The organism is Companilactobacillus jidongensis, assembly GCF_003946575.1.
In the GTDB taxonomy this organism is placed as follows: domain Bacteria; phylum Bacillota; class Bacilli; order Lactobacillales; family Lactobacillaceae; genus Companilactobacillus; species Companilactobacillus jidongensis.
Genome location: NZ_RHOP01000012.1, coordinates 1 through 21,720, shown reverse-complemented (window position 1 = coordinate 21,720; position 21,720 = coordinate 1). Strand labels below are relative to the sequence as shown.

The window sequence follows — 21,720 nt, the reverse complement described above, 5'->3', positions numbered from 1 at the left end:
CTACTTACCATCTGTTGTAGTTTCAGTAGTTGGATTAACTGTCGAACTATCATTTGAGGTTGCTTTGGCGTCTAGAGTTAAGAAAAAACCAGCATTATTATCAGCCTTAACAATGTCATATCTAGTACCAACTTGTAAATATTGACCATAAATACGATCTTCAACCCAACGTGCAACAATTTGAGCACGATCAGCATAGAATACAGCACGTTTTAAATCACCAATCCAGGCATGTGCTTCACCTTTAGCACCAAATAAATCATCATCAATTTTGAATACTGGCATCCCTAGCAATGACTTACCACTAGCTGATTGAATATCATCTTGTAACAGATATCTTCCATTTCCATCTTTCAAAGTATCTAACCATTGATAAAAACTCCCGGTTACAACTAATGAACGTGTATAAGCTTGATCTAATCCAACATTATCAACCTTCTTAATATCGTCCAATGTTTTAACAGTGATTCCTGTAAATGTTTTTAATACTGTTGCAGTATCAAAGTTAGTAGTATTAACCTTTTGTTCATTTGCATCTTCACTCAATAGTGGAATTAAATCGACTGCTGCATCATCAATAGATTCTTGTGAAATTGCTTCTGCACCACGTCTTGTTTCAACACTCCAACTAATTGGTAAGAAATTAGGCTTGGCTAGCTCTGGATTATCCTCTAATTCAGAAACTTTATTAAGTTTTGCAGATGCTCTCTTTCGCATTGGGTATTTACCAGAACCAGTTTTAACAGCCGAACGTGTAACAAATTTTGCAAGATCTACAACTGTTTTAACTTCATCTTGAGGAACATAAATAATTTGTTCTGGAACAGTTTCACTAACATCAGTTTTGCTAATCCCAGGATTAGCATCACGTGTCAATTTGTTCGGAATAATCAGATCTCTATCCTCAGTAAAGTTCAATTTATCAGATTGTTTTGTACCCTTGCTATGTAGATAAGTATTAATTGCTGAACGCATTTCTTTTTCAGGATCATCGTCTTGATGAATCTTTGAACGTTTTTGAGGAAACTTCTTCTCATCATCACGTTCCTCGTCTTCTAGATCTCCGGAAAAGTCATCAAGATCCTTAGACATCTTAAATTCCTTAACAAGTGCTCGGATCTCCTTTAATTTTTCGTCCTTTTTATCCTGTGGTTCGTTACTGCGAATAAAGGTTTTCGCTTCATCAATTCTTGCTAATAATTCCTCTTTAGTCATACAAATCATTCTCCAGTCTAAAAAGCTCCAGTTCATCAATTGAACTAGAGTTTTTATTTTCGTATTTTTCTTTATTAAATTCATCTAGTGATCGTTGAGATACTGATGTTTCCTTATATGCAGGCATAGGCGTAATCGACAATTCATAAAGACTTTCAACCTTAGTAATGTGTCTGATTGCAACATCGTTATCCATGTTCTCCCAGGCATCTCCGGAAATTGTGAAGCCAAAACTACATCCCTTCAAATTGCCATTTCTAACATTCTCAGCAACATCATTGCCAATAGTGGTGTTAGGGATATCTGCACTAAAGAATAATCCATGCTCATCAATCGTTAGCAATAAAGTATTACTATCGACCCTCGCTAGAATATTGTCGAATTTATGATTGTATAGTAGCTTTACATCACTTAAATCGACCCCATCTAGAGCACTTCTATCAACATATTCTATGAACCCACCCAAGTCTTCACTAGGTTGATCAAAGACAATTGCATATCCTGATAATTTATCAGCAGAATTCTCATCTGAACGCTTTTCGATTTTTAATTCGCCATTTTCAATCGCTCTCAGTTCCTGTACCTTGCTCATTCTTATCACCTCCTTTCATTTTTTGTACTGAAATAGGCGGTAGCGGATTCTTAGTTTTTTTAATATCATCAACTGTTAATAAATCAGAATTACTTCTCAATAAAATATTTTGAGCTAACTCTGCTGAAATGACCCTATCCTTAACTAATCCACGAACACGATTTTCAACATGTTGGCCATCAATATCACTTATTGCATTGATATCATAAGTGATATTTCCATTGAGCTTTTTCTGCAGTTCAGATACAACTCCACGTATATATCTACCAATCGTTTGAGCATACTGGATTGAAATCATCTCAATATTGCTGTGCTCACTTTCACTTCCAAGATAATCTTGCGGAACTCCATAAACTTTGGCAATTTGATTACTGGTCCAATCAGTTGATGATAACAATCTTGAAATATCTTTATTAACTTCAAGTGGTTGGTATTCTTCCAAGGCATCAAGAACAACAACATGTCCATTTTCAGCTTGTTTCTCAAAAGCCTTTCTAGTACCTTCTTTGGTATGGCCATCAAGAAGTCCACCTTTTTGTATCTTCAATAATCCAGTAATGTTGAGACCATTTTTCATTGCTCCGAGCGCTAATCCTTTATTTGCATCTTGAAGCTGCAATTCTTTGGTTAAGGCACGTAATGGTGATACGCCTATCAACCCACCATCAATACTCATTGTCTTTAAGTGAATCATTTGAGCACTGGGGACGTTCTTAATATCTGCCTCTTCAGTCTCCGGAAAAGTAACATCATAGCTTATTTGATTACCATCACCAGACCTAAATATTTGAACTTGTGAAGGTTTCAAATACTCTAAGTGATCACTTCTACCTGACTTGTCACCCCATATCAGTGCATAGGCATTACCAGATAAAAGCATTTGAACATACATTGATCGCCAAAACGAAAATTGATTAGATGTCGAACTAGGATTAGTAAGAACCTTATTCGTAAAAGTATTATTAACTTCAAAATGTACGCTGGCCATGTCTTCAGCAAGCTTATTAACAACTGCATAAATATCTGAATACTTTAATGCTGCTCTTGCAGATACATAATCAGAATCAAAGACTATTTTATTATTACTAATTGAATAACCAATTCCAAAATCATCATTCAACATTTGATAAGGTTCTTTTGACGGTCGTAAAGATCTAAAAATCATATACTCACCTCTTTTCTAAAAAGCTAAATTTATTTAGGTTTATTCATAACAAATACAACTAATAGCAGCGTTGCTACAACGACATAATTACCAACTAATGATCCAAAATGATAACTGTTCACATCTAATAGAATCAGAGCAATTAAAAAAAGCACTGTATCTAAATTAATTAGTAACAAGTGCTTTAACTTGGTGAAATATTCAACTGTATTTTTAATCATGTTACCTCCTAAAAACTAAAATCATCTGAATTTAAATAATTGAGAATATCATCATCAGAATAACTAGATAATGGATCTTTTCTATCTCTCATATCGTTGAAATGATACATAGCTTGATACATTGCATCAATCAGTGCATCAACAACATCAATTTTTAATGACTGTCTACTTTTACCAACTTCCATACCTGCCTTGTTATCCGAAACTTCAGCATTCATCAAAGCTTTTTTCATAATTTCGTCATCTAAATGAGTAACCTGTCTGTGATAAAAACCATTTTGAACAAATTTAATTGATTCAGTCAAAACATATGATGTCTGCTTAACAGGCATGATATTCCAATCAGTTTTATCATTAAGGGTTTGGGTGAAATTATTAGTACGCAAAGCATCATATCCAAAGAATACTGGATTAAGATTCTTCTCATCTATATATGTAAGCAACCACGTATAAACTTGATCCAAGTTTATTAATCCACGCTCATTATTTGTAATCGTACAATATCCCAAATCTGCCATCTTTCGATATTGAATACCATCAGACTTTTCTTTGGCTTCTATTGAGCCTAGTAATTTCCAAGGAACAAATGAGTGCTGTACAAGATGATACATTGCTTGATCACCATCTTCATATGGAAATATAAAGAACAACGCCGTGTTATCAGATGTCAGACTGGCATCAAAACCTATATATACATCTCTATTACTAATATCAAATTCTGAAACAGTAGTCGCATCCCAATCATCACCATCAATATATGAATTAGTCTTGTGATCTAACCAAATATTCAAGTTCTTATTAGCAAAACTAAACTCTTCTCCATTTACCCTTTTAACATCTAATTCACGTTGTAATCCTGAAATCAGTTGCTCTTTTTTATCTGGCAAATCTAGTAAAGGATTACTTTTGACCCATGTTTCAGGTTTATCAATTTCATCTTCTTTATCTTGTGACCAAATTAGGCAAAGCTGATGATCACCAGCACGTTTTTCATCTTGTTCCATAGCTCTGATAATAACGTCCTCCTCCTGCTTGAATGGAACCGTTGAATCAGGATAAGCAGTTGAAATTTGAACAAATTGAGAATTCTCTGTATTAATTTGTCCTGAGGTGATTTTGGTATTAACAACACTATGATTAGTTTCACCAGCTTCATCATACACAGCAAACAGAAAATGATAACTATCAAACTTACCTGATTCAGCAGACAACTGAAGTAATCTATTATTAGTATTACGTTGAATAACACGATTATATTGAACATCCATATCAGTCTTTTTTGCAAACTCTTCAAATAAACGATTATCTTTTGTAAGTTGATTCATCATTGTTGAAATGTATCCAAAGATTTTTTTAGCTTGCTCAGTAATATTACTAGTAACCATCAGATCCTGATTATTTTTACCCATAGATTCAATCAAATAAGAATAACAGGCAATAATTGCACAAAGATAAGTTTTACCTTGTGCACGTGCAACAGAAACAATCACTGAACTGTATCTCTTATTACCATTAATTCCACGCCATCCAAACATCTGCGATAATATGAACTTCTGCCAGCCCATTAAATCCACAGGCTTACCTGTATCAACATTGGGACATATTGCAGCAAAGTTTAAAACTTGTTCACACTTTTTTACATCATATATAAACGGAAAGTTATCAACTTTTTCTTCCACTCTTCTTAAATCGCTGATGTGCCGGTAACATGCTAACTTCAATAAATATCCTGTCACAATTTTTTTATCTAATACATCAAAACAGTATTGAGTACCATCATCATTATATTTATCACGAATAACAGAAAAGTTACCCTTGGAATATTCCTCGAGTAACTTTTTTTCACGTTCACTATTCTTAATTTTTGTCAGATCCATTATCCACCAAACTCCTTCATAGCTTTCTCTAAGTCAAAGTCAGAGTCATCTTCATTATCCAATAGTTGAGAATGAGAATTGAAATCAATTCCCAGCGTGATACCCAATGTACGCATATTCTTAGAACAAATATCAATAATATTAACAGCCGGATTCTTTTTGAGATTACCATTTGAATCTTCATATACACTTCCATACTCTTTCAACTGCTCATTGGCTTCTTTGTATTCAGCATATTGTGTACAAAATAATTCAAGATTAGTTTGGTCCAATGTCGTAACTAATCCAACCTTGTTCAATTGTGGTACCAACTTTTTCCACAAAGCTTTGGCATCATCCATCATATAACGAGGTGGTCGGTTGGATATTTCTTTGATGTCTTTTCGTGCTGCCTTTAATTTTTCTTTTCGTTGGTTTTGCTCTGGATGATTAGGGTCAACTAACTTCAAATTGCGTTTTCTTCCTGCATTTCGGACGTTCATATTCTCACCTCCTCTGTAAAAGTTTTAATTTTCGGGGTTTCTTTTTATCTCATGACCACTATGCGAGCTGTCTCCTTAGAACGAATAGGCGGGGGCCTATTTAGAAAAGTTAGGTAGTTCTGACAGATTCTTGATCAAGATATCAGCCTTAATCCTTTGCTTTTCATCCTGATAACCAGTGTGATAGAAACGTTGTTCCCACTCCGTCTTAGCTCTGTGACAAGTATTGCAGCAAGTAACCAAGTTAGAGATATCAGTCATCAGTTCAGGCGCTGCTTGAGCAGGTACAACGTGATCAACTATCTTAGCAGGTCTAACAAGACCAAACCTCAAACAATATTGACATAAGTAATTATCACGTTCTAATACAAACAGGCGTAACTTCTTCCACTGACCAGAATGATAGAACGATTCACGTTTGCTCCTCTCCTTAGATTTATATCTAACATTAGAGTTGTAATCTTTGGTATGACTTGCGATATGTTGATGCATCTTATTCATACGCTCTTGATACGCTGGTAGTTCATCAGCATGCTCATTACAGAACAGTTCAGTACCTGACACTAGGTTATGGCAACCGCCGTGCTTGCACCTTCTTACGAACATTTAATCACTACCTTTATCAGCCTTAATATCATGCATAATATGTAACTGATTATTCAACGCTGAACAATATTCATTGGCTGCCTTATCAAAGTTACTATCAGTCATCTTCATATCTTTGTACTCCATATACTTAATAACTAGGTGGTACATAACATCAGTGATACCAAACTCTAACTCTCTCTCTTTGACATCACTGCCAACATCTACTTTGAACTCACTGTCACTAACCATCTTAATATTAAGAACTTGTTTCATATCCATTCCTCCCAAAATAAAAAGCCCACAGACGTGGACTCAAAAGGATAGTACAGGATTCGAACCTGTGAATCACATTGCGTGATTACTTGCTAAACAAGTGTGATAAGCCTGACTCTACCAACTATCCATATATCACCTATGAACGCAAGCTCGGTGAATGATTGCATGGCCCATGATGTTTAAGAAATATGCTCCGATTCGGTTATAAGATCCGACAACTACAATCGCTTTTTGTTCTAAACATCCGCTGCATATTCTGGATATTTATCAAACGTGCCAATGTGAGAATCAGGAGTCGAACCTGAAAGAAGTAAACAATTAGCAGCAAATATAATTTAGAGGAGGAATTACAATGACTAACACCACATTGATCAACTAACTCCCGGCTCTCACGATATAACAAAAGGGATGCCATAAATTGACATCCCTTGAAACAAACTTTTATTTTACACTACTATATTAACACCTAGCTAACTGCACAAAAAGGACAAGAAAGGGTCATTTTGAACTTAGTGATCCAATACCTGCAATACCAAATAAAAACGTTGAGAACTCCTCTCTGGATGTCTCAAGATCCCGTTTAACGGTTCTTTCAGACGAATGCTGAATATTAGCAATATCTGTAATGGTTGGTTTGTGTTTTGAAAAAGGGTCAATATAGTACATTTTCAAAACTTCGAACCTTCTTTTAGCAGCATCCCCATCTTTATCACAGTAGATTTCATAAGCAATCAACTGAGCATTGATGTAATGCATCATTTCTCTAGTCTTTAACTTGTACTTGATGACTGACTTCAATCTAAGATCATCAGGATCAAATATACTACTAAGATAGTTATCCACCGTTGAATTAATATCATGCACGTGGCTGTTCAAAATGTGGTAGTTTTCAAGCAGCAGTTTAGTATTATGTAATTTCCAGTCCCTCAACTCATTAGATGACTTCTTGTTCTTTCGACTTTCCTCATCCAATGTTTTCTTTACGATTCTTTTGATTATTTCTTCGTCCAAAATACTGTCCTCCCAAATATCCCTTTTGCAATACTTCTTACTTAGATAATTCGTGTAATATTTTAGAATTAACCTCTACATATTCTTCATAGCAGTCTAGATACATCTTATCCAATGCAATGGACTTTTTCATTTTGAAATACAATTTAATGTCAGCAATAAGAGTTGACAATAGTAAAACAATAATCACGATATTAGATATTTCAGAAATATATTTCATCTAAAATTATCTCTCTTTGCCATTTCTTCCATCATTTGCTTTTTAGAAGGACCTCTAGCATTACCAATCCACAAAGTACTTTTTATACGATTCTTCTTTATAATTCGCTTTTTCTTTGATTTATAGTCTTTCCAGTTATTTAATCCCACTATTTTCCCCTCTCAGAATCAAAATATCCAATACTCATATAGAACATATAACACTTATTACAAATATCCTTACCATTACTCATTCTGAAGTCTGCCTTCTCACCACACATATAACAAATATGCTTTTTATTAAACATCTTGATCAACCTCATAAACTCTAGGTAACTCATCAATTCCATATTCTTTAGCAAGTTCCTCATCAAATTCGAAATTATATCTTTTAGCAATTCGATCAGGTGCTTCAATTCCAACGACACACAATTCCTTATTTTTTTTATCTAATGCATAATAATCTTGTCCAAATCTCAAATTTACAAATTTCCCTGGTAATTGCACTCTAAACTTATTCACTATTTCACCTCATGATTAATAACTTTTCAATTCAATCAACATCCCTAATTCCAACATCATATGAAATTCTTCTGATGACTTGTATTCGTACATGTCATTTTTGTTTTCTGTGGTTTTATCAAGCAGCTGAACTGAATTAGATCCAACTAGGTAAATGCTTCGTCTGCTGATAGCCATGGAATCTCTAACGGCACGACTAACTTGAAATATATGGTTCCTTCGCTTAGGCCAATTGCTAGTGGCTTGATATGTTCCTATCAGTTCAAATTTCTTCATAACAATAACCTACGAAATAACAACGACGTGTTTTGATTCAACTTCTTCGGCAAAGTTATCCTCTAGGTATGTTGCTACTGAGTTCATAGCCTCGTTCTTCCAAGCACCACCATCACCAATTTCAGTTAAATCAAAATTAATTAATTTTTTATTTTTAGTCATTATTTTCCTCCTTCATGAATACAGACCATCTTGTCTTAGATCTTCTATCTCCAAACAATGGTTCTCGACCAAATACTTTCCAAATCTTAGCCATTGATATCTGCTCTGTATTCCATTTAAAAATTAAAGTTCCATGGGTCTTGAGAACCCTCATACATTCATCAAAACCTGACTTCAAATCTTGCTTCCATGTATCTTCATCAAGTACACCGTACTTCTGTGCTAACCACGAATTTGCTCCTGCATGTAATAGATGCGGCGGATCAAAAACAACCATGTAAAAGGATTTATTTTCAAACGGTAAATGCCTGAAATCCGCTAACTTATTTGGATTAACAATTAATCTACGTCCATCGCTTAAAGTTGTTTCTAATTTTCGATTATCAATAAACAAAGTGTCTTTATTATTTTTGTCGTACCAGAACATTCTTGATCCACAGCAAGCATCTAAAATTAGCGATTCACTATTCATTTTTCATCACCGTCAACTTCAACCGCATATACCACGTACTTCATGCATATTGCAGCAGATGGATACTGGTCACTCCCACGAACCCAGAGAACCATATCACTTTGAAGTAGCCTAACAATCTCTTCCATATCATTACTCAGAGCTATTACCACAGGGGATATTTCATTTAAAAAGTAAAATTTATACCAATGTATTTTCACGTTTCCCATATTTTTCTCACTCCATTTTTTTAACTGGTCGAAACATAAAAATCACTTATGTAACTGAGCGATATCCCATAACATTTCACTTGCTGATCTTGATCTATGAATTTCTGGATTTCTTAAATCAAACTTCATGTATAGCTTTGACCATCCTTTGTCAGGACAGAGGATTGCGTTAACTCTTTTAGGTAACATCATCTTATTTCGTAACTCATCAGCAAATTCTTGAGTTGTAACCAAATAGTTTTCATCGCCATAAAATGACAGTCCATGACCGGATTTAAAATCACCCATACAAGATTTAATTTCGTAACATGTAAAAGTACCAAGCTCAACACAGGTTGTCTCCAATACACCGTTAAATGAATATGGTTTAAAACCCACAAAATCAACACGACGCTCGTTCTCGGTATTCTTATCAAAATTAACTTCTGATGCCCAATAAGAATTTTGTGAATTTAATCGCTTCTCAACTAGCTTACTTAATTTCTCTGTTATATCAGGCCTATCAATCATTACTATCCTCCTTTAGTAATACCGAATCTCTGAGTTTCTTAAAAGATACGAGATCATCATTATCTAAAGATTTAGAAATAAAGCTTTCAACACTAATCAATGTTGGCTTTTGCAATTTACTATTTATGAATACATAATTAGTTTCAGGTACATATCCATGTTTTGAATAGTTAACACGCTGCTTACTTTTCAAATCTTGAAGTTTCAATCCTATGCTTTCGTTAAAGGGAATTCTCTTAATGCCAATCTTATTAATAATACGAACACTACAATTTATTAGATCAACATCCTCCCAAGTTAAATTGTCTAATTCAGTAAATCTCATTCCGGTATCAATACCCAATAAGACTTCTAGTCCTGAAACATTTGTATAAGAACCATATGCTTCAGCGTAATTTTTAATATCGTTTAAATCATATAAACTTAATGTGTCAATCATTTTTATTTCCCCCTAAATTTAAAATGGCAAATCATCATCCGATATATCAATTGGTTTGCTTGTATCAGCAAATGGATCATTGCCATTGCTAATTCCATTCTTATGCTCGTAATCATAGTCATATGGCTCTGAAACGTCATCAGACTTAGAATTGCTTGCTGCAGGTGCATTATTTGAATTTTGTTGATTAGAATTAGATTCACGTGTAGCCTTTTCAGCTTTTGATTCAAGCAAAGAGAACTTCTCTGATACGACCTCAGTCACATAAACTCTTTGCCCTTGCTGATTTTCATAACTACGTGTCTGAATACGTCCATCAATACCAACAAGTGATCCTTTACTAGTGAAATTAGCAAAATTCTCTGCAGCTTTACGCCAGATTACACAGTTGATAAAATCAGCTTCACGTTCACCCTTAGCATTCGTAAATTGTCTATTAACAGCAAGCGTAAAACTTGTGACAGCTTGACCAGACGACGTATAACGTAATTCAGCATTCCTTGTTAATCTGCCAACCAATACAGCTCTATTAATCATTGTTTAACCGCCTTACTTCCTCTTTCTTTTCTCATTCTTCGAAGCCTTTCCTGCAATCTCAATGTTTCTGCTTCCTTTTCAGCATCAGTCAGGTTGTCCTCTTCAGAATTGTATTTATTCCAATCAGTTCCTTGTTCAACATGTCTATGCTTATTACTATGACTAGATTTAGGCACAGGCCTGCTATTTAAGTAATCCTCAAACTTATCAGCAAACAAAGTTCTAGGTCTCAAATACTTATTCATCTTCGGATCATTAAGCCAAACGACAATCATGTTATCAATCACCGACTTGAAATCATCAACATCAAATCCATCATCGATTCTCAATTTGATATATTTTTGATTAGACTTAGAGTTCTTAAATTGTTTTGAAGTCTTCTCGTTGAGATAATCAATTATTTGTTGATAAGGGATATCTGGTTGAGCTTGCTCGACAATATCTTTATTACTAACATGGTTCACTAAACCTGGTACACTATCCTCGCAATTTTCTAAGTAGGGGTTTTTAGTATTCTCAGTAGGGTCGCTTAATTTATTAACTACCCTGTTTAGATAATTAATAGGGTAAATTTCTCTTTTGATCACCTGCTTAGGATTGTCCTTTGCATATATCAATTTGACCTTTATATATTTCTTTTCAGCCAAACTAGATATTAACTGGGAAATACGTGATGAACTAACGTGTAAGAATTTAGAAAGATACTTGTTACTAGCAAAACATCCCTTTTCATAACTTGATAAGCTGTCTAGTTCAACGAATAGCAGCATCTCCATCTTGGTCATATTCTCATCTTCCCAAAGTTCCCTAGGAATCCATATACCCTTAAAGTCTCTTTTTAATTCTTCAGTCATCTCAATCACCATAGCTTTCAATTGTTGTATAGATGGCTGAGAACGTAGTATAATAAACACGTGTTCTAGTGTTTGAGGTATACACGTCCTCAGCCTTGATTTGGTCATTGTCAGTTGCATGACAGTGACTTTTTAAATTCACTTAGTCTATTAGCTGATTCAATAAAGTTATGAATGTGATTCCTGGTAGGAAATATCCTAGCCAGGATTTTTTTGTGCTCAAATTCAATTGCTAAATCAATCAGCTTGGTTAATTCTGGATCACTCAATTGATCACCTCCCTAAATCTTTGTAAAACGTATATAGCACTATAATGCCTATCGCATATATAACTAATCTTCCGAACATGACATCACCTAACTTATAAAGAAGTAGTAAACAAATGACTCTGATTCTTCATCTGTCAGTGATACACCAACATTTGCGGCATCCAATGATGCCAACTCTTCATCGTTCAACTTGAATGACAATCTCTTCTTAAAACTTGTGCTGCCATAACTAATTTCCCTTAGTATTCTGTCAGACAACAGTCTTAGTTCCTTGTCATGCTTAGCAGCTGGTACCGTCTCACGTAATTGAATAAGATCATGCATATTAATTTCTCCTTTTATTTCGGTATTTCTAAATTCCAAATTGCCTCAGTGTGCTTCCTGCAGAATTTACAAAAGGTTTGATAATCAATCTTGTACCCTTGACCATTGACTGGATAGAATACCGGTCCGCCTTTTCTAGCATCTAATAATTCCTCAAAATATCTCAAAGTAGCATGCAATCTTTTTTCATGCAGACCACTAATTTTTGCCACTTCTTTGAATGACAGATACAAGGGCTGAACCTTAGCATCACGAACTTCATTCAATACGATTGATCTGATTAAGTCATCAGGTAGATGAACCTCCGCCATAAAAGGCTTGTCTTGAATTTCTTGCATATTTACACCTCACTTGATATTGAAATCAGTAATATTCTTAATGATTCCTCTTATTGATTTATATTTCATTAATAAATAAGTAACTAACATTCCTGATCCAATCATCAATACAGACCAGTTAATGGTGCTTAATGTTGAATAATTCCAATGCATAGTTATGCCTCCTTCAAAAATTTATTAACAAAGTATGTCTGTCCCTTACCAGTAACCTTAGGAGTTCTAGTAACTCGAACTGAACCATCAGGATTGTTGTAAGTACGTTCTTTAATCTCAAATATCTTCAAATCCATTGATCGTTGAGTAGGTAGATTTCTATCTGAATGATTTCCAGCAATCAAGTAACCATGATTACGCAACCATGCGAACAACCTCTTAGAACCGATATCTACGCCATTCTGATTGAGTAACTTTGCTAACTCACCAACCAGAATACTTGTATCGCTAGTCTCAACTGCATTGGCAAAAAGTACTTTTGGTTTCATCTCTGATATTTGAATATCTTTCTCTTTTAGCTGATTACCAGCCTGCAGTAACAATTCAGCAAGTGAATCAGGATTGTGAGTTATGTCATAAGCTTTTTGATCAGTTAGATATGATCCATTCTTACGAATCGAAGGTAAAACTTTTGAGGTAATCCAATGCTTAAATTCTTTTGCAGTCGGTAACTTACTAGATAGAATCAAACTGTACAAACCCGATTCATTGATGACAGTTGTACTTTGCTTTCCACCAGGGGTGTCCAAAACGGACACCCCTTTGTCATCTTTATCAACGTGATCTCTTACCGCTTTTGCCGTTTGAGAATATCCCAGAATACTTGCAACATCATTTCCAACAAAACATGGTTCATCATTAATTTGTAATGTTCTGATTCCGACACCTTTAAAGTTAAAAACCGCTACCTGATTCATTAACTATCCCTCCTTTTTTAAAAACTGATATATGAGATTCTTTCTTTAAATTTGAGATTGAATTAACTTTTGAAATCAGTTCATAAGCTAATTCATTTGCCTGAGATAGCTTTTTAATCAAAATATCAATATCTTCAAAATCTACTTGTATTTTTATTTTTTTTGCTGTCATATTTTCTAACGCCTTTCACATAAAAATTCTTGTTATAATTTAATTAATTCAAAATAATCGAGGTGAAAACAATGTGTGCTTCCATATCAGATCAGTTCAAAAATCCATATCAGAATATTGATAAATTAACTAGACATTTAAATCTGCCTAGTACGTACTACAATATTGATGCGCTCAATTCTCTTTCCAATTCAGCAAAAGCTATTGCTTCTTCTTTTTACTTTCCAACCAAGTACTTAAACGAAATTACTGCAGCAAGCAAAGCTATGCAAAATGTATATTTACCAACAAACGTTTCTAATGCGATTACTGCATCCATTAATAGTCTTTCAATACCAATAAAAGCTTTTGAAATGGAACAATTCACAAAATCACAAGCTTATGAAAATGCATTAATGGCAATGCGTGCTTTCTCTACACAGAACAACTATATAAACCGACAGAAGTAATTTGAATTTCTCCATGTCGCTTCATCGACAATTGTTTTAATTCGTATTGATCAGTTCTATATGTAACTAACTTGCTACCTTTGCCGAGGTAGCTTTTTTGTTGTGGATTTTTAAATTCATCAAAAAACTTCTCCATTCATCTCACATCCCTTATAAAATATCGTCTTACGTTCATGATTCGTGAACCTTTTGCTTAAAAAAATACTTTGGTATTTCAGATACATTTAGATTTAGTAAGTTTACTGCTTTTACAATTTCGGTATCTTTCCAAGATACTTGATCATTAAGCTTTAATGAGATTGTTCTCTCCGACAATCCCATTGCCCTTGAAAAATTGTATTGTGTTCCATACTTCTCAACAATTTTCCCGGAAAGACTTGAATAATCATATTTCATAAAATCACCTCTTTATGTTCATGATTCGTGAACCTTTTGCTTAAAAAAATACTTTGGTATTTCAGATACATTTAGATTTAGTAAGTTTACTGCTTTTACAATTTCGGTATCTTTCCAAGATACTTGATCATTAAGCTTTAATGAGATTGTTCTCTCCGACAATCCCATTGCCCTTGAAAAATTGTATTGTGTTCCATACTTCTCAACAATTTTCCCGGAAAGACTTGAATAATCATATTTCATAAAATCACCTCTTTATGTTCATGAACCGTGAACTTTGTATCTCAATAATAATATCTTCATTAAATATTGTCAACGAAAACATTCATATTTCATGAACTTTTTATTGAACAAAAGTTCATGATGATTTATTATATACACTATAAAGGTGGTTAAATTATGAAAGATAATACATCTAATAGGCTCAGGCAATTGATGAGTGAACGTAATTTAAAACAAGTAGATATATTAAATAAGTCACTACCCTATCAACACAAATTAAACATAAAAATGGGTAAGAGTGCTTTGTCTCAATATGTTAATGGTGTGCAGTCGCCTGATCAAGATAGAATATATTTACTATCCAAAACGCTAAATGTCAGTGAAGCATGGCTCATGGGATTTGATGTATCAAGAAAACGTAGCGATCATAAAGAAAAGCTATCTACCAATCCGGATTCAATAAGTTCATATTCATATAATTACTTTGATACAGGTATTTCTGCAGGGATGCTGATGGAAGTTGATCCATTTACAAAAGATGACGTTCAACAAATTACTCTTTCAGATGTAATCATGGGTAAATACGCTGGTGATCAAGATATAATCGTCTCTCACGTTAATGGTGAATCTATGAATCGAATTTTGCCTGATAAATCACTAATAGCAATTAAGAAGTTTCATACAATCGATGACCTTAGAGATGGCGATATTGTCGTCTTTCAAGATGGTGGTGATATGTCTGTTAAACGATTCTACTTCGATGACAACAGTCGGATAGTGACTTTCAGTCCTGACTCCTATGATTCTTCATTTAGACCAATTAATTATCGCTACGAAGATTTTGGCAACGTCCGAATTGTTGGTAAGGTTGTCGTTTATACGGTTGAAATTTAACAAATGCAAATGAGGTCTTATTATGACTAAAGAAAAAAGAACAGTTGATCTTCGGCGTGTTCTATTAGAAGCCTCTGCTGAATGTTTTGCAAAGAGACATATCAAAGGATTCAATGGACGTGAATACTGGGGTGAAGATGCTATCCAATATGGATACAATCTAATAGCATTCACACAAGTACTAGATCGAAAGTTCCATGTACACAATTAAATTTCTATTGTCCAGATACCGATGACATAAAAAGCTGAATACACTGTTATAAGGGGAATAACATGGTAAAAGTTGAAATTAAAAAGCCATATGATTCATCAATCACACTAACTGATGGCTATGCAATAATTGAAAGATTCGGAATGGATTCAGTTATTGAATACGGTCCTGAAAAAAGACAAGATATTTCTTTAGACAAAATAAAATCAGTTAGTTATAAGGATGCTGACGAAACAGACGGGTATCTAAAAATAATATCGACAGATAATCAAAGTGTGTCCGTACCATTCAGTGATCAATCCTTAAACGATGATATGAATAATATTAGTACCATTCTTAAGAAGAGTATTAAACCTGAACCAGTCGAAACTGATTCCAATAATAACGAATCAAGTGAAAAAGTATTCTGCTACAAATGTGGTAAAAAGATAGATAAGAACGTTGTATTTTGCCCCTACTGTGGTGCTGAGCAAAATCATCCATCTTCCAATAACTCATCTTCAGTAACAAATAACGATAACTCCATAGATGATCAGGAGAAAATCAATCCTAATTCATCTGCTTGGATAGCTCTGGTAGCAGTCGGCTGGGTAGTATTTGCAGTATCTATAATTCCTGCATTTAGCTGGCTACAGTTCGTTTCATTTATCTTGGGTATAGTTATTCAAAATGCATTTCCATCTCATAAGGGTGCTGGTATGGCTATCTGGATTGCATCTGCTGCTATATTTGGAATTTCATTTATGTTTGGATTCTTAACTGCACTTTGATGGTTTGCACAAATAAAAAAGCCCTGTACTAATGTACAGAGCAAAGATTAATTTACTATTAAGAGATAATATTATTACTTCTTAAATATTTTAATGCACCACTGTCCAATTGAAGCCAATGAATATACTCACCATCAGATAAATCAACAACTGGATCCCCTTGCAATAAATGAACTAATAATTCTTTGGTTATATTGGGTTTATCATCATATTGCGAATACATCCCCTCTGTATCTGCAATATCAAATACATCATTACTATTACTTATTGGAAATATGTCGTTGGAAGGAGTCATAGTTATCACCTCTAATAAAAAGAATAAAAACAAAACACGTATTGATAGATTACCAAGCGAAGCTAAAGACCAACTTACTGAATATATTGAAGATTTAATCGATGATGCTGACAGATATGATCATGGGGAATTAAAAAAGATTAAAAGGTCATCAGTAATTTTAAGATCATTATACTATGATACAAAATTTTCACATAGCTTATTAAAACAAATTGGTGATAAAGAATACATCAAAATGGATTCCTATTCCAATAATAAAAATGATAATGATGTATATTACGGAAATATCTTTACAGCTTCCTTTAGAATTAGAAGTAAAAAAAAGTACCTCTATACCTTTCTCTTTCATCCAACTAAGGAACATCCCAAAAGAATGATTCCTTTTGATAATTGGCTAAATGGCAATGTCATAACAATTGCAAATACTCAAATAACTCGAAAAGAAGTAATTAGAATAATGGCCAATCAAGATGGCGGCGCTCATTTTGATCCTAAAATTGATAATGTTTATTCAAAGTTACAAAGGGGAAAAATTGGTTGGCAATACGATAAAATGAGTAAAGAAGCATCGCTATTTTTGTTTGGTACACCTGACGAATCGCCAAAAAGTCCTGAACATATTGAGAATGCCATAATGAGACAAATAGTTCATGAAACAATAACATCATTAATCAGGTGGTATAAATTACCAATAGAGTATAATCCTGACTTTGAATTTCTATGGCAAAGAAAACTAAATCGCATAGGTTTTCAATTTACCGCTACACAGAAGTAATTTATATTTAAAAGATGTATTAAATTAAATACTACAATAAGTCTCAAAATTCGTAGGCTTATTTATTTTTACCCTATTTCACTGAAAGGAGGTGATTTACATGTTTGTAGCAACTAAAAACTATCAAGGAGGTATATTAAATGGCTCAAATATTTCAAAATAAAGCAACTAGACTATATGGTTTCCGTATCTTTTACTACGATGAGCATAAGAAAAAGCAGTCTATTCAAAGAACAGACTTCAAACGTAAAGTAGATGCAATTAATGCTGCAGCAAGATTAGAGATCCGTAAAGGAAACTCAAACTTACAAAAAGCCGAACACATTACTTTCGAAGGATTCTTTAAGGAGTGGATGAATACTTATAAAATCGATAGATATAGTGAATCTACTGATAACAAGTATAAGAATGCTCATTTGTTTATCAAAACTTTCTTTGGAAATAAGTTATTAAAAGATATGACCAGGATGGACTATCAACGAATGATTGATACCTATTCCCTAACCCACGTGAAAGATAGTATTTATAGATTAAATGGATACATTAACTCATGTTTAAATGATGCCATTGATCAGAAACTAATAAATTCTAACTTCACTAGGAATGTTGTCATAACTTCTAAGAAGAAAGGAAAATCTAAGGAGCTCAAATACCTGCAGTATGATGAGACTCAACATCTAAAAGCTATGGCACTTGCCAATGCATCTATATTTAACGTATCAGCATATGAGATACTCTTCGCCCTTGGAACTGGTGCTCGCTATGCCGAAATAGTCGGTATGACCTGGGATTGCGTGGATCTAGATAAAAATATCATCGACATCAACAAAACATATGATTACAAAAAAAGAACCGGCTTCCTACCCACTAAGACGGAAAGCTCGGTTCGATCTATAACCATATCACCAGAGTTAGCAACACAGTTACATAAGTTAAAGATAGAACAAAAAGCATTATTTCTCAAACAAGGATTCAAGAATAAACTGAATCTGGTGTTCATGAATTATCAACACTACGTCCCGTCCGATACTGCAGCTAATAAAAAGCTACGTAGTTACCTACTATCAGACAAGATCAAAGCTAAGAATTTGATTGGATTCCATGGTTTAAGACATACACATGCTTCTATACTCATTGGACGAGGATTGACCTTAGAATACGTTTCTCAACGTCTAGGACATTCTAACGTTGGTATAACGTCACGGGTATATGTCCACTTACTAAATAACTACCGTGAGAAGGAAGATTCCAAGGCAATTAAGGCGTTAAATGATCTATAAGATTTTATTTAAATATAGTAAAAATAGAATCTAAAGATTAACCACAAAAAATTCTGTTCTCACACGGGGTAAACCAAAAGTGTGCCAGCGATGTGCCAAACATCGAAAATGTGCTAAAATGTGCCAACACTTTGTGAGGTTGGTTAAAGGTCGAAGGACAATAAAAAAGCCAGTAACGTTGATTTAACAATATTACTGACTATATCGACTTTGTGAAGTTGAGGTTAGATAAACCTCATTATACCGGTGATCGGGGTCGAACCGATACTCCCTAGTGGGAACAGGATTTTGAATCCTGCGCGTCTGCCAATTCCGCCACACCGGCATGTTATTAATACTTAGGCATAACCCAAAGGCGGTAACCGGATTTGAACCGGTGATGAAGGTTTTGCAGACCTCTGCCTTACCACTTGGCTATACCGCCATATTGATATTGTAACAATTGGGTTAGCTGGATTCGAACCAGCGCATGATGGAGTCAAAGTCCATTGCCTTACCGCTTGGCTATAACCCATTGAAGGGCGGTATGTGGGAATCGAACCCACGTGTGTCGGTACCACAAACCGATGTGTTAACCACTTCACCAATACCGCCATGATAAAAAGGTAGAAACAGGGATAGTAGGAATTGAACCCACACTGACGGTTTTGGAGACCGTAGTTCTACCTTTAAACTATATCCCTAAACTATGGAGGGGAGTGGATTCGAACCACCGAACCCGAAGGAGCGGATTTACAGTCCGCCGCGTTTAGCCAGACTTCGCTACCCCTCCAAAAATGGCGCGGGACGGAATCGAACCGCCGACACATGGAGCTTCAATCCATTGCTCTACCAACTGAGCTACCGAGCCATTAACGGTCCCTGCGGGAATCGAACCCGCGATCTCCTGCGTGACAGGCAGGCGTCCTAACCAACTAGACCAAGGAACCAAAAAGTAATTATAACGAAGCTAATTGCGGGAGCAGGGTTTGAACCTACGACCTTCGGGTTATGAGCCCGACGAGCTACCAGACTGCTCCATCCCGCGATAATAAAAATAAAACTATGAATCTTCTAGTTAAGGAGGATGTGGGATTCGAACCCACGCGCCGTTTTCACGACCTGACGGTTTTCAAGACCGTTCCCTTAAGCCGGACTTGGGTAATCCTCCATTGCTTAAAAAGTAAAACTTATGAAACTGTAACGATGCATAAGCATCAATGACCCGTACGGGATTTGAACCCATGTTACCGCCGTGAAAGGGCGGTGTCTTAACCACTTGACCAACGGGTCATAAAAAACGGAGAAGGAGGGATTTGAACCCTCGCGCCGCGTAAACGACCTACACCCTTAGCAGGGGCGCCTCTTCAGCCACTTGAGTACTTCTCCAGACATAGTGGGCCTAAATGGACTTGAACCATCGACCTCACGCTTATCAGGCGTGCGCTCTAAACCAGCTGAGCTATAGGCCCATAACAAGCGGCAAAGCGGGTGACGAGAATCGAACTCGCGACAACAGCTTGGAAGGCTGTGGTTTTACCACTAAACTACACCCGCATTTAAAGCCTCTTAAAGATTAATATGATAAGGCGATATCATATTAACGGTCCCTGCGGGAATCGAACCCGCGATCTCCTGCGTGACAGGCAGGCGTCCTAACCAACTAGACCAAGGAACCATGCAATTTAATACAATTGCGGGAGCAGGGTTTGAACCTACGACCTTCGGGTTATGAGCCCGACGAGCTACCAGACTGCTCCATCCCGCGATAATAATATAAAAAATAGGCTTTATTCCATGCGATGGACCCTGTAGGACTCGAACCTACGACCGAGCGGTTATGAGCCGCCTGCTCTGACCAACTGAGCTAAAGGTCCGGAATAAATAGCGGCGAAGGGGATCGAACCCCCGACCTCCCGGGTATGAACCGGACGCTCTAGCCAGCTGAGCTACACCGCCAAAAAAAACGAAACTTGCAACATTATGCTGCTATCGGGAAGACAGGATTCGAACCTGCGACCCCCTGGTCCCAAACCAGGTGCTCTACCAAGCTGAGCCACTTCCCGAAATAAAGCAATGCACCCAGTAGGAGTCGAACCTACAACCTTCTGATTCGTAGTCAGACACTCTATCCAATTGCGCTATGGGTGCATATTCATTATAGTGCCGAGGACCGGAATCGAACCGGTACGGTAATCACTTACCGCAGGATTTTAAGTCCTGTGCGTCTGCCAGTTCCGCCACCCCGGCGTTACTATAATGAAAGCGGAAGACGGGATTCGAACCCGCGACCCCCACCATGGCAAGGTGATGTTCTACCACTGAACTACTTCCGCATTAATGCCGACTAGAGGATTCGAACCTCCGACCCCCTGTTTACAAGACAGATGCTCTGCCAACTGAGCTAAGTCGGCATAAAATGAATTATGCTTATTCGATTTTAATTGAAACTTCTCAATATTGCAACAACAATATTGGTATACGGGTGAAAGGACTTGAACCTTCATGTCCATAGGACACTAGAACCTAAATCTAGCGCGTCTGCCAATTCCGCCACACCCGCATGGTGTGTGTATCTTTGTTGCAAATGAGTCGTGACGGGTTCGAACCGTCGACCCTCTGATTAAAAGTCAGATGCTCTACCAGCTGAGCTAACGACTCATGGATGGAGGATACAGGGATCGAACCTGTGACCTCCTGCTTGTAAGGCAGATGCTCTCCCAGCTGAGCTAATCCTCCATAATGATGAACAGCGTGGCAGCTTCCTATCCTCGCGGGTAGTTTCCCACCAACTACTTTCGGCGTGAAGAAGCTTAACTTCTGTGTTCG

At 35.9% G+C, this 21,720-nt stretch carries 34 protein-coding genes and 26 tRNA genes; 6 read left to right on the top strand and 54 right to left on the bottom strand.

Annotated elements, in window-relative coordinates; genetic code table 11:
- The 25 genes from EKM68_RS08560 to EKM68_RS08455 form a co-directional block, all read right to left on the bottom strand.
- Nucleotides 1-1,215, bottom strand: a complete 1,215-nt coding sequence (locus EKM68_RS08560) for a phage major capsid protein (RefSeq protein ID WP_225422986.1) — start codon at nucleotides 1,213-1,215, stop codon at nucleotides 1-3.
- On the bottom strand, nucleotides 1,208-1,807 hold the full coding sequence (locus tag EKM68_RS08555; RefSeq protein WP_125589766.1) for an HK97 family phage prohead protease: 600 nt from the start codon (nucleotides 1,805-1,807) through the stop codon (nucleotides 1,208-1,210). Before EKM68_RS08555 ends, EKM68_RS08560 begins: the two co-directional genes overlap by 8 nt.
- On the bottom strand, nucleotides 1,776-2,972 hold the full coding sequence (locus EKM68_RS08550; RefSeq protein WP_125589764.1) for a phage portal protein: 1,197 nt from the start codon (nucleotides 2,970-2,972) through the stop codon (nucleotides 1,776-1,778). The genes EKM68_RS08555 and EKM68_RS08550 overlap by 32 nt, the downstream gene beginning before the upstream one ends.
- Nucleotides 2,973-3,001: 29 nt before the next feature.
- Nucleotides 3,002-3,193, bottom strand: coding sequence for a hypothetical protein (locus EKM68_RS08545; protein ID WP_025024716.1), 192 nt, complete (start codon nucleotides 3,191-3,193; stop codon nucleotides 3,002-3,004).
- Between the two features lie 8 nt (nucleotides 3,194-3,201).
- Complete coding sequence (locus EKM68_RS08540) at nucleotides 3,202-5,070, bottom strand: terminase large subunit (protein ID WP_125589762.1); 1,869 nt, start codon at nucleotides 5,068-5,070, stop codon at nucleotides 3,202-3,204.
- Nucleotides 5,070-5,552 (bottom strand): phage terminase small subunit P27 family, encoded by a 483-nt coding sequence (locus EKM68_RS08535; protein WP_125589760.1) that lies wholly within the window; start codon nucleotides 5,550-5,552, stop codon nucleotides 5,070-5,072. Before EKM68_RS08535 ends, EKM68_RS08540 begins: the two co-directional genes overlap by 1 nt.
- A gap of 96 nt (nucleotides 5,553-5,648) precedes the next feature.
- Complete coding sequence (locus EKM68_RS08530) at nucleotides 5,649-6,158, bottom strand: HNH endonuclease (RefSeq protein ID WP_125589758.1); 510 nt, start codon at nucleotides 6,156-6,158, stop codon at nucleotides 5,649-5,651.
- Nucleotides 6,159-6,413, bottom strand: coding sequence for a hypothetical protein (locus EKM68_RS08525; RefSeq protein ID WP_125589756.1), 255 nt, complete (start codon nucleotides 6,411-6,413; stop codon nucleotides 6,159-6,161).
- A gap of 501 nt (nucleotides 6,414-6,914) precedes the next feature.
- On the bottom strand, nucleotides 6,915-7,427 hold the full coding sequence (locus tag EKM68_RS08515; protein ID WP_125589754.1) for a hypothetical protein: 513 nt from the start codon (nucleotides 7,425-7,427) through the stop codon (nucleotides 6,915-6,917).
- Between the two features lie 216 nt (nucleotides 7,428-7,643).
- Nucleotides 7,644-7,796, bottom strand: coding sequence for a hypothetical protein (locus tag EKM68_RS13575; RefSeq protein WP_164509401.1), 153 nt, complete (start codon nucleotides 7,794-7,796; stop codon nucleotides 7,644-7,646).
- Between the two features lie 129 nt (nucleotides 7,797-7,925).
- Nucleotides 7,926-8,147 carry a hypothetical protein gene (locus EKM68_RS08510; protein ID WP_125589752.1) on the bottom strand — a complete coding sequence of 74 codons (222 nt, stop codon included), beginning with the start codon at nucleotides 8,145-8,147 and terminating at the stop codon, nucleotides 7,926-7,928.
- A gap of 15 nt (nucleotides 8,148-8,162) precedes the next feature.
- The gene (locus EKM68_RS08505; protein ID WP_125589750.1) at nucleotides 8,163-8,423 is read right to left on the bottom strand and encodes a hypothetical protein; all 261 of its coding nucleotides are present in this window, start codon (nucleotides 8,421-8,423) and stop codon (nucleotides 8,163-8,165) included.
- Nucleotides 8,424-8,432: 9 nt separating this feature from the next.
- Nucleotides 8,433-8,585, bottom strand: a complete 153-nt coding sequence (locus tag EKM68_RS13570; protein ID WP_164509400.1) for a hypothetical protein — start codon at nucleotides 8,583-8,585, stop codon at nucleotides 8,433-8,435.
- Nucleotides 8,578-9,057, bottom strand: coding sequence for a class I SAM-dependent methyltransferase (locus EKM68_RS08500; RefSeq protein WP_125589749.1), 480 nt, complete (start codon nucleotides 9,055-9,057; stop codon nucleotides 8,578-8,580). Before EKM68_RS08500 ends, EKM68_RS13570 begins: the two co-directional genes overlap by 8 nt.
- Complete coding sequence (locus EKM68_RS08495; protein WP_125589747.1) at nucleotides 9,054-9,266, bottom strand: hypothetical protein; 213 nt, start codon at nucleotides 9,264-9,266, stop codon at nucleotides 9,054-9,056. The genes EKM68_RS08500 and EKM68_RS08495 overlap by 4 nt, the downstream gene beginning before the upstream one ends.
- Before the next feature lie 42 nt (nucleotides 9,267-9,308).
- Nucleotides 9,309-9,776: a hypothetical protein gene (locus EKM68_RS08490; RefSeq protein ID WP_125589745.1), complete on the bottom strand. Its 468-nt coding sequence runs from the start codon at nucleotides 9,774-9,776 to the stop codon at nucleotides 9,309-9,311.
- Nucleotides 9,769-10,215 carry a tyrosine-type recombinase/integrase gene (locus EKM68_RS08485; RefSeq protein WP_125589743.1) on the bottom strand — a complete coding sequence of 149 codons (447 nt, stop codon included), beginning with the start codon at nucleotides 10,213-10,215 and terminating at the stop codon, nucleotides 9,769-9,771. Before EKM68_RS08485 ends, EKM68_RS08490 begins: the two co-directional genes overlap by 8 nt.
- A gap of 18 nt (nucleotides 10,216-10,233) precedes the next feature.
- Nucleotides 10,234-10,752 carry a single-stranded DNA-binding protein gene (gene ssb / locus EKM68_RS08480; RefSeq protein WP_125589741.1) on the bottom strand — a complete coding sequence of 173 codons (519 nt, stop codon included), beginning with the start codon at nucleotides 10,750-10,752 and terminating at the stop codon, nucleotides 10,234-10,236.
- A complete protein-coding gene (locus EKM68_RS08475; protein WP_164509399.1) occupies nucleotides 10,749-11,606 on the bottom strand; it encodes a conserved phage C-terminal domain-containing protein in 858 nt (285 codons plus the stop codon). The genes ssb and EKM68_RS08475 overlap by 4 nt, the downstream gene beginning before the upstream one ends.
- A 110-nt stretch (nucleotides 11,607-11,716) precedes the next feature.
- Nucleotides 11,717-11,875 (bottom strand): hypothetical protein, encoded by a 159-nt coding sequence (locus tag EKM68_RS13565; protein ID WP_164509398.1) that lies wholly within the window; start codon nucleotides 11,873-11,875, stop codon nucleotides 11,717-11,719.
- An 87-nt stretch (nucleotides 11,876-11,962) separates the two neighbouring features.
- A complete protein-coding gene (locus tag EKM68_RS08470; RefSeq protein WP_125589737.1) occupies nucleotides 11,963-12,199 on the bottom strand; it encodes a hypothetical protein in 237 nt (78 codons plus the stop codon).
- A 14-nt stretch (nucleotides 12,200-12,213) separates the two neighbouring features.
- On the bottom strand, nucleotides 12,214-12,537 hold the full coding sequence (locus tag EKM68_RS08465) for a hypothetical protein (RefSeq protein ID WP_125589735.1): 324 nt from the start codon (nucleotides 12,535-12,537) through the stop codon (nucleotides 12,214-12,216).
- A 9-nt stretch (nucleotides 12,538-12,546) separates the two neighbouring features.
- On the bottom strand, nucleotides 12,547-12,690 hold the full coding sequence (locus EKM68_RS13560; RefSeq protein WP_164509397.1) for a hypothetical protein: 144 nt from the start codon (nucleotides 12,688-12,690) through the stop codon (nucleotides 12,547-12,549).
- 2 nt (nucleotides 12,691-12,692) lie between these two features.
- Nucleotides 12,693-13,448 (bottom strand): phage antirepressor, encoded by a 756-nt coding sequence (locus EKM68_RS08460; protein WP_125589733.1) that lies wholly within the window; start codon nucleotides 13,446-13,448, stop codon nucleotides 12,693-12,695.
- Complete coding sequence (locus tag EKM68_RS08455; RefSeq protein WP_125589730.1) at nucleotides 13,426-13,620, bottom strand: hypothetical protein; 195 nt, start codon at nucleotides 13,618-13,620, stop codon at nucleotides 13,426-13,428. Before EKM68_RS08455 ends, EKM68_RS08460 begins: the two co-directional genes overlap by 23 nt.
- Before the next feature lie 71 nt (nucleotides 13,621-13,691).
- Here EKM68_RS08455 and EKM68_RS08450 point away from each other — a divergent pair, with 71 nt between their 5' ends.
- A complete protein-coding gene (locus EKM68_RS08450; protein ID WP_125589728.1) occupies nucleotides 13,692-14,069 on the top strand; it encodes a hypothetical protein in 378 nt (125 codons plus the stop codon).
- Nucleotides 14,070-14,240: 171 nt separating this feature from the next.
- On the opposite strand, the gene EKM68_RS08445 is transcribed toward EKM68_RS08450, so the two are convergent.
- Nucleotides 14,241-14,465 (bottom strand): DUF739 family protein, encoded by a 225-nt coding sequence (locus EKM68_RS08445; RefSeq protein WP_125589725.1) that lies wholly within the window; start codon nucleotides 14,463-14,465, stop codon nucleotides 14,241-14,243.
- An 18-nt stretch (nucleotides 14,466-14,483) separates the two neighbouring features.
- On the bottom strand, nucleotides 14,484-14,708 hold the full coding sequence (locus EKM68_RS08440) for a DUF739 family protein (protein ID WP_125589725.1): 225 nt from the start codon (nucleotides 14,706-14,708) through the stop codon (nucleotides 14,484-14,486).
- A gap of 156 nt (nucleotides 14,709-14,864) precedes the next feature.
- On the opposite strand from EKM68_RS08440, the gene EKM68_RS08435 reads away from it, so the two are divergent.
- The 3 genes from EKM68_RS08435 to EKM68_RS08425 all read left to right on the top strand — a co-directional run bounded on the left by EKM68_RS08435 (nucleotide 14,865) and on the right by EKM68_RS08425 (nucleotide 16,562).
- Nucleotides 14,865-15,581: a S24 family peptidase gene (locus tag EKM68_RS08435; RefSeq protein ID WP_125589722.1), complete on the top strand. Its 717-nt coding sequence runs from the start codon at nucleotides 14,865-14,867 to the stop codon at nucleotides 15,579-15,581.
- Between the two features lie 22 nt (nucleotides 15,582-15,603).
- Entirely contained in the window at nucleotides 15,604-15,792 is a 189-nt protein-coding gene (locus EKM68_RS08430) for a hypothetical protein (RefSeq protein WP_125589719.1), read from the top strand.
- 62 nt (nucleotides 15,793-15,854) lie between these two features.
- Entirely contained in the window at nucleotides 15,855-16,562 is a 708-nt protein-coding gene (locus EKM68_RS08425; protein ID WP_125589717.1) for a zinc-ribbon domain-containing protein, read from the top strand.
- A 58-nt stretch (nucleotides 16,563-16,620) separates the two neighbouring features.
- Here EKM68_RS08425 and EKM68_RS08420 read toward each other — a convergent pair whose 3' ends face one another.
- The gene (locus tag EKM68_RS08420; RefSeq protein WP_025024692.1) at nucleotides 16,621-16,857 is read right to left on the bottom strand and encodes a hypothetical protein; all 237 of its coding nucleotides are present in this window, start codon (nucleotides 16,855-16,857) and stop codon (nucleotides 16,621-16,623) included.
- Between EKM68_RS08420 and EKM68_RS08415 the strand changes: the two genes are divergently transcribed.
- Together EKM68_RS08415 and EKM68_RS08410 are read left to right on the top strand one after the other, a co-directional pair.
- Complete coding sequence (locus tag EKM68_RS08415; RefSeq protein WP_125589714.1) at nucleotides 16,844-17,632, top strand: hypothetical protein; 789 nt, start codon at nucleotides 16,844-16,846, stop codon at nucleotides 17,630-17,632. The two genes, EKM68_RS08420 and EKM68_RS08415, sit on opposite strands and share 14 nt — an antisense overlap.
- 140 nt (nucleotides 17,633-17,772) lie before the next feature.
- Nucleotides 17,773-18,912: a site-specific integrase gene (locus tag EKM68_RS08410; protein WP_125589711.1), complete on the top strand. Its 1,140-nt coding sequence runs from the start codon at nucleotides 17,773-17,775 to the stop codon at nucleotides 18,910-18,912.
- A gap of 241 nt (nucleotides 18,913-19,153) precedes the next feature.
- On the opposite strand, the gene EKM68_RS08405 is transcribed toward EKM68_RS08410, so the two are convergent.
- The 26 genes from EKM68_RS08405 to EKM68_RS08280 form a co-directional block, all read right to left on the bottom strand.
- Nucleotides 19,154-19,237 (bottom strand) — tRNA-Leu (locus tag EKM68_RS08405).
- Nucleotides 19,238-19,265: 28 nt separating this feature from the next.
- Nucleotides 19,266-19,336: transfer RNA gene (locus EKM68_RS08400), tRNA-Cys, on the bottom strand.
- Between the two features lie 18 nt (nucleotides 19,337-19,354).
- Nucleotides 19,355-19,426 (bottom strand) — tRNA-Gln (locus EKM68_RS08395).
- A gap of 6 nt (nucleotides 19,427-19,432) precedes the next feature.
- A tRNA-His gene (locus EKM68_RS08390) sits at nucleotides 19,433-19,505 on the bottom strand.
- Between the two features lie 19 nt (nucleotides 19,506-19,524).
- Nucleotides 19,525-19,595 (bottom strand) — tRNA-Trp (locus tag EKM68_RS08385).
- A gap of 6 nt (nucleotides 19,596-19,601) precedes the next feature.
- Nucleotides 19,602-19,684: transfer RNA gene (locus tag EKM68_RS08380), tRNA-Tyr, on the bottom strand.
- Between the two features lie 5 nt (nucleotides 19,685-19,689).
- A tRNA-Phe gene (locus tag EKM68_RS08375) sits at nucleotides 19,690-19,762 on the bottom strand.
- 5 nt (nucleotides 19,763-19,767) lie between these two features.
- Nucleotides 19,768-19,841 (bottom strand) — tRNA-Asp (locus EKM68_RS08370).
- 24 nt (nucleotides 19,842-19,865) lie between these two features.
- Nucleotides 19,866-19,939 (bottom strand) — tRNA-Met (locus tag EKM68_RS08365).
- Nucleotides 19,940-19,972: 33 nt separating this feature from the next.
- Nucleotides 19,973-20,062 (bottom strand) — tRNA-Ser (locus tag EKM68_RS08360).
- 50 nt (nucleotides 20,063-20,112) lie between these two features.
- Nucleotides 20,113-20,184 (bottom strand) — tRNA-Glu (locus tag EKM68_RS08355).
- A gap of 8 nt (nucleotides 20,185-20,192) precedes the next feature.
- A tRNA-Ser gene (locus tag EKM68_RS08350) sits at nucleotides 20,193-20,280 on the bottom strand.
- An 8-nt stretch (nucleotides 20,281-20,288) separates the two neighbouring features.
- Nucleotides 20,289-20,363 (bottom strand) — tRNA-Ile (locus tag EKM68_RS08345).
- A gap of 14 nt (nucleotides 20,364-20,377) precedes the next feature.
- Nucleotides 20,378-20,448: transfer RNA gene (locus EKM68_RS08340), tRNA-Gly, on the bottom strand.
- Between the two features lie 47 nt (nucleotides 20,449-20,495).
- A tRNA-Asp gene (locus tag EKM68_RS08335) sits at nucleotides 20,496-20,569 on the bottom strand.
- Between the two features lie 16 nt (nucleotides 20,570-20,585).
- Nucleotides 20,586-20,659 (bottom strand) — tRNA-Met (locus EKM68_RS08330).
- A gap of 35 nt (nucleotides 20,660-20,694) precedes the next feature.
- Nucleotides 20,695-20,768 (bottom strand) — tRNA-Ile (locus EKM68_RS08325).
- An 8-nt stretch (nucleotides 20,769-20,776) separates the two neighbouring features.
- Nucleotides 20,777-20,850: transfer RNA gene (locus EKM68_RS08320), tRNA-Met, on the bottom strand.
- Between the two features lie 33 nt (nucleotides 20,851-20,883).
- Nucleotides 20,884-20,957, bottom strand: a tRNA-Pro gene (locus EKM68_RS08315).
- An 11-nt stretch (nucleotides 20,958-20,968) separates the two neighbouring features.
- Nucleotides 20,969-21,042: transfer RNA gene (locus EKM68_RS08310), tRNA-Arg, on the bottom strand.
- A 13-nt stretch (nucleotides 21,043-21,055) separates the two neighbouring features.
- Nucleotides 21,056-21,141 (bottom strand) — tRNA-Leu (locus EKM68_RS08305).
- 14 nt (nucleotides 21,142-21,155) lie between these two features.
- A tRNA-Gly gene (locus EKM68_RS08300) sits at nucleotides 21,156-21,227 on the bottom strand.
- A gap of 5 nt (nucleotides 21,228-21,232) precedes the next feature.
- Nucleotides 21,233-21,305, bottom strand: a tRNA-Thr gene (locus tag EKM68_RS08295).
- Between the two features lie 66 nt (nucleotides 21,306-21,371).
- Nucleotides 21,372-21,454: transfer RNA gene (locus EKM68_RS08290), tRNA-Leu, on the bottom strand.
- A 25-nt stretch (nucleotides 21,455-21,479) separates the two neighbouring features.
- Nucleotides 21,480-21,552 (bottom strand) — tRNA-Lys (locus EKM68_RS08285).
- A gap of 5 nt (nucleotides 21,553-21,557) precedes the next feature.
- A tRNA-Val gene (locus EKM68_RS08280) sits at nucleotides 21,558-21,630 on the bottom strand.
- Nucleotides 21,631-21,720: the final 90 nt, after the last annotated feature.

Bases quoted from the DNA above. Each gene is read 5' to 3' on its own strand.
- EKM68_RS08525 (WP_125589756.1), bottom strand. From the start codon at position 6,413: ATGAAACAAGTTCTTAATATTAAGATGGTTAGTGACAGTGAGTTCAAA.
- EKM68_RS08535 (WP_125589760.1), bottom strand. From the start codon at position 5,552: ATGAACGTCCGAAATGCAGGAAGAAAACGCAATTTGAAGTTAGTTGAC.
- EKM68_RS08445 (WP_125589725.1), bottom strand. From the start codon at position 14,465: ATGAAATATGATTATTCAAGTCTTTCCGGGAAAATTGTTGAGAAGTAT.
- EKM68_RS08555 (WP_125589766.1), bottom strand. From the start codon at position 1,807: ATGAGCAAGGTACAGGAACTGAGAGCGATTGAAAATGGCGAATTAAAA.
- EKM68_RS08465 (WP_125589735.1), bottom strand. From the start codon at position 12,537: ATGCAAGAAATTCAAGACAAGCCTTTTATGGCGGAGGTTCATCTACCT.
- EKM68_RS13570 (WP_164509400.1), bottom strand. From the start codon at position 8,585: ATGACTAAAAATAAAAAATTAATTAATTTTGATTTAACTGAAATTGGT.
- EKM68_RS08550 (WP_125589764.1), bottom strand. From the start codon at position 2,972: ATGATTTTTAGATCTTTACGACCGTCAAAAGAACCTTATCAAATGTTG.
- EKM68_RS08435 (WP_125589722.1), top strand. From the start codon at position 14,865: ATGAAAGATAATACATCTAATAGGCTCAGGCAATTGATGAGTGAACGT.
- EKM68_RS08460 (WP_125589733.1), bottom strand. From the start codon at position 13,448: ATGAATCAGGTAGCGGTTTTTAACTTTAAAGGTGTCGGAATCAGAACA.
- EKM68_RS08485 (WP_125589743.1), bottom strand. From the start codon at position 10,215: ATGATTGACACATTAAGTTTATATGATTTAAACGATATTAAAAATTAC.
- EKM68_RS08410 (WP_125589711.1), top strand. From the start codon at position 17,773: ATGGCTCAAATATTTCAAAATAAAGCAACTAGACTATATGGTTTCCGT.
- EKM68_RS08475 (WP_164509399.1), bottom strand. From the start codon at position 11,606: ATGACTGAAGAATTAAAAAGAGACTTTAAGGGTATATGGATTCCTAGG.
- EKM68_RS08505 (WP_125589750.1), bottom strand. From the start codon at position 8,423: ATGAAGAAATTTGAACTGATAGGAACATATCAAGCCACTAGCAATTGG.
- EKM68_RS08530 (WP_125589758.1), bottom strand. From the start codon at position 6,158: ATGTTCGTAAGAAGGTGCAAGCACGGCGGTTGCCATAACCTAGTGTCA.
- EKM68_RS08495 (WP_125589747.1), bottom strand. From the start codon at position 9,266: ATGGGAAACGTGAAAATACATTGGTATAAATTTTACTTTTTAAATGAA.
- EKM68_RS08470 (WP_125589737.1), bottom strand. From the start codon at position 12,199: ATGCATGATCTTATTCAATTACGTGAGACGGTACCAGCTGCTAAGCAT.
- ssb (WP_125589741.1), bottom strand. From the start codon at position 10,752: ATGATTAATAGAGCTGTATTGGTTGGCAGATTAACAAGGAATGCTGAA.
- EKM68_RS08490 (WP_125589745.1), bottom strand. From the start codon at position 9,776: ATGATTGATAGGCCTGATATAACAGAGAAATTAAGTAAGCTAGTTGAG.
- EKM68_RS08450 (WP_125589728.1), top strand. From the start codon at position 13,692: ATGTGTGCTTCCATATCAGATCAGTTCAAAAATCCATATCAGAATATT.
- EKM68_RS08425 (WP_125589717.1), top strand. From the start codon at position 15,855: ATGGTAAAAGTTGAAATTAAAAAGCCATATGATTCATCAATCACACTA.
- EKM68_RS08430 (WP_125589719.1), top strand. From the start codon at position 15,604: ATGACTAAAGAAAAAAGAACAGTTGATCTTCGGCGTGTTCTATTAGAA.
- EKM68_RS08500 (WP_125589749.1), bottom strand. From the start codon at position 9,057: ATGAATAGTGAATCGCTAATTTTAGATGCTTGCTGTGGATCAAGAATG.
- EKM68_RS08540 (WP_125589762.1), bottom strand. From the start codon at position 5,070: ATGGATCTGACAAAAATTAAGAATAGTGAACGTGAAAAAAAGTTACTC.
- EKM68_RS08440 (WP_125589725.1), bottom strand. From the start codon at position 14,708: ATGAAATATGATTATTCAAGTCTTTCCGGGAAAATTGTTGAGAAGTAT.
- EKM68_RS08560 (WP_225422986.1), bottom strand. From the start codon at position 1,215: ATGACTAAAGAGGAATTATTAGCAAGAATTGATGAAGCGAAAACCTTT.
- EKM68_RS08545 (WP_025024716.1), bottom strand. From the start codon at position 3,193: ATGATTAAAAATACAGTTGAATATTTCACCAAGTTAAAGCACTTGTTA.
- EKM68_RS08420 (WP_025024692.1), bottom strand. From the start codon at position 16,857: ATGACTCCTTCCAACGACATATTTCCAATAAGTAATAGTAATGATGTA.
- EKM68_RS13560 (WP_164509397.1), bottom strand. From the start codon at position 12,690: ATGCATTGGAATTATTCAACATTAAGCACCATTAACTGGTCTGTATTG.
- EKM68_RS08455 (WP_125589730.1), bottom strand. From the start codon at position 13,620: ATGACAGCAAAAAAAATAAAAATACAAGTAGATTTTGAAGATATTGAT.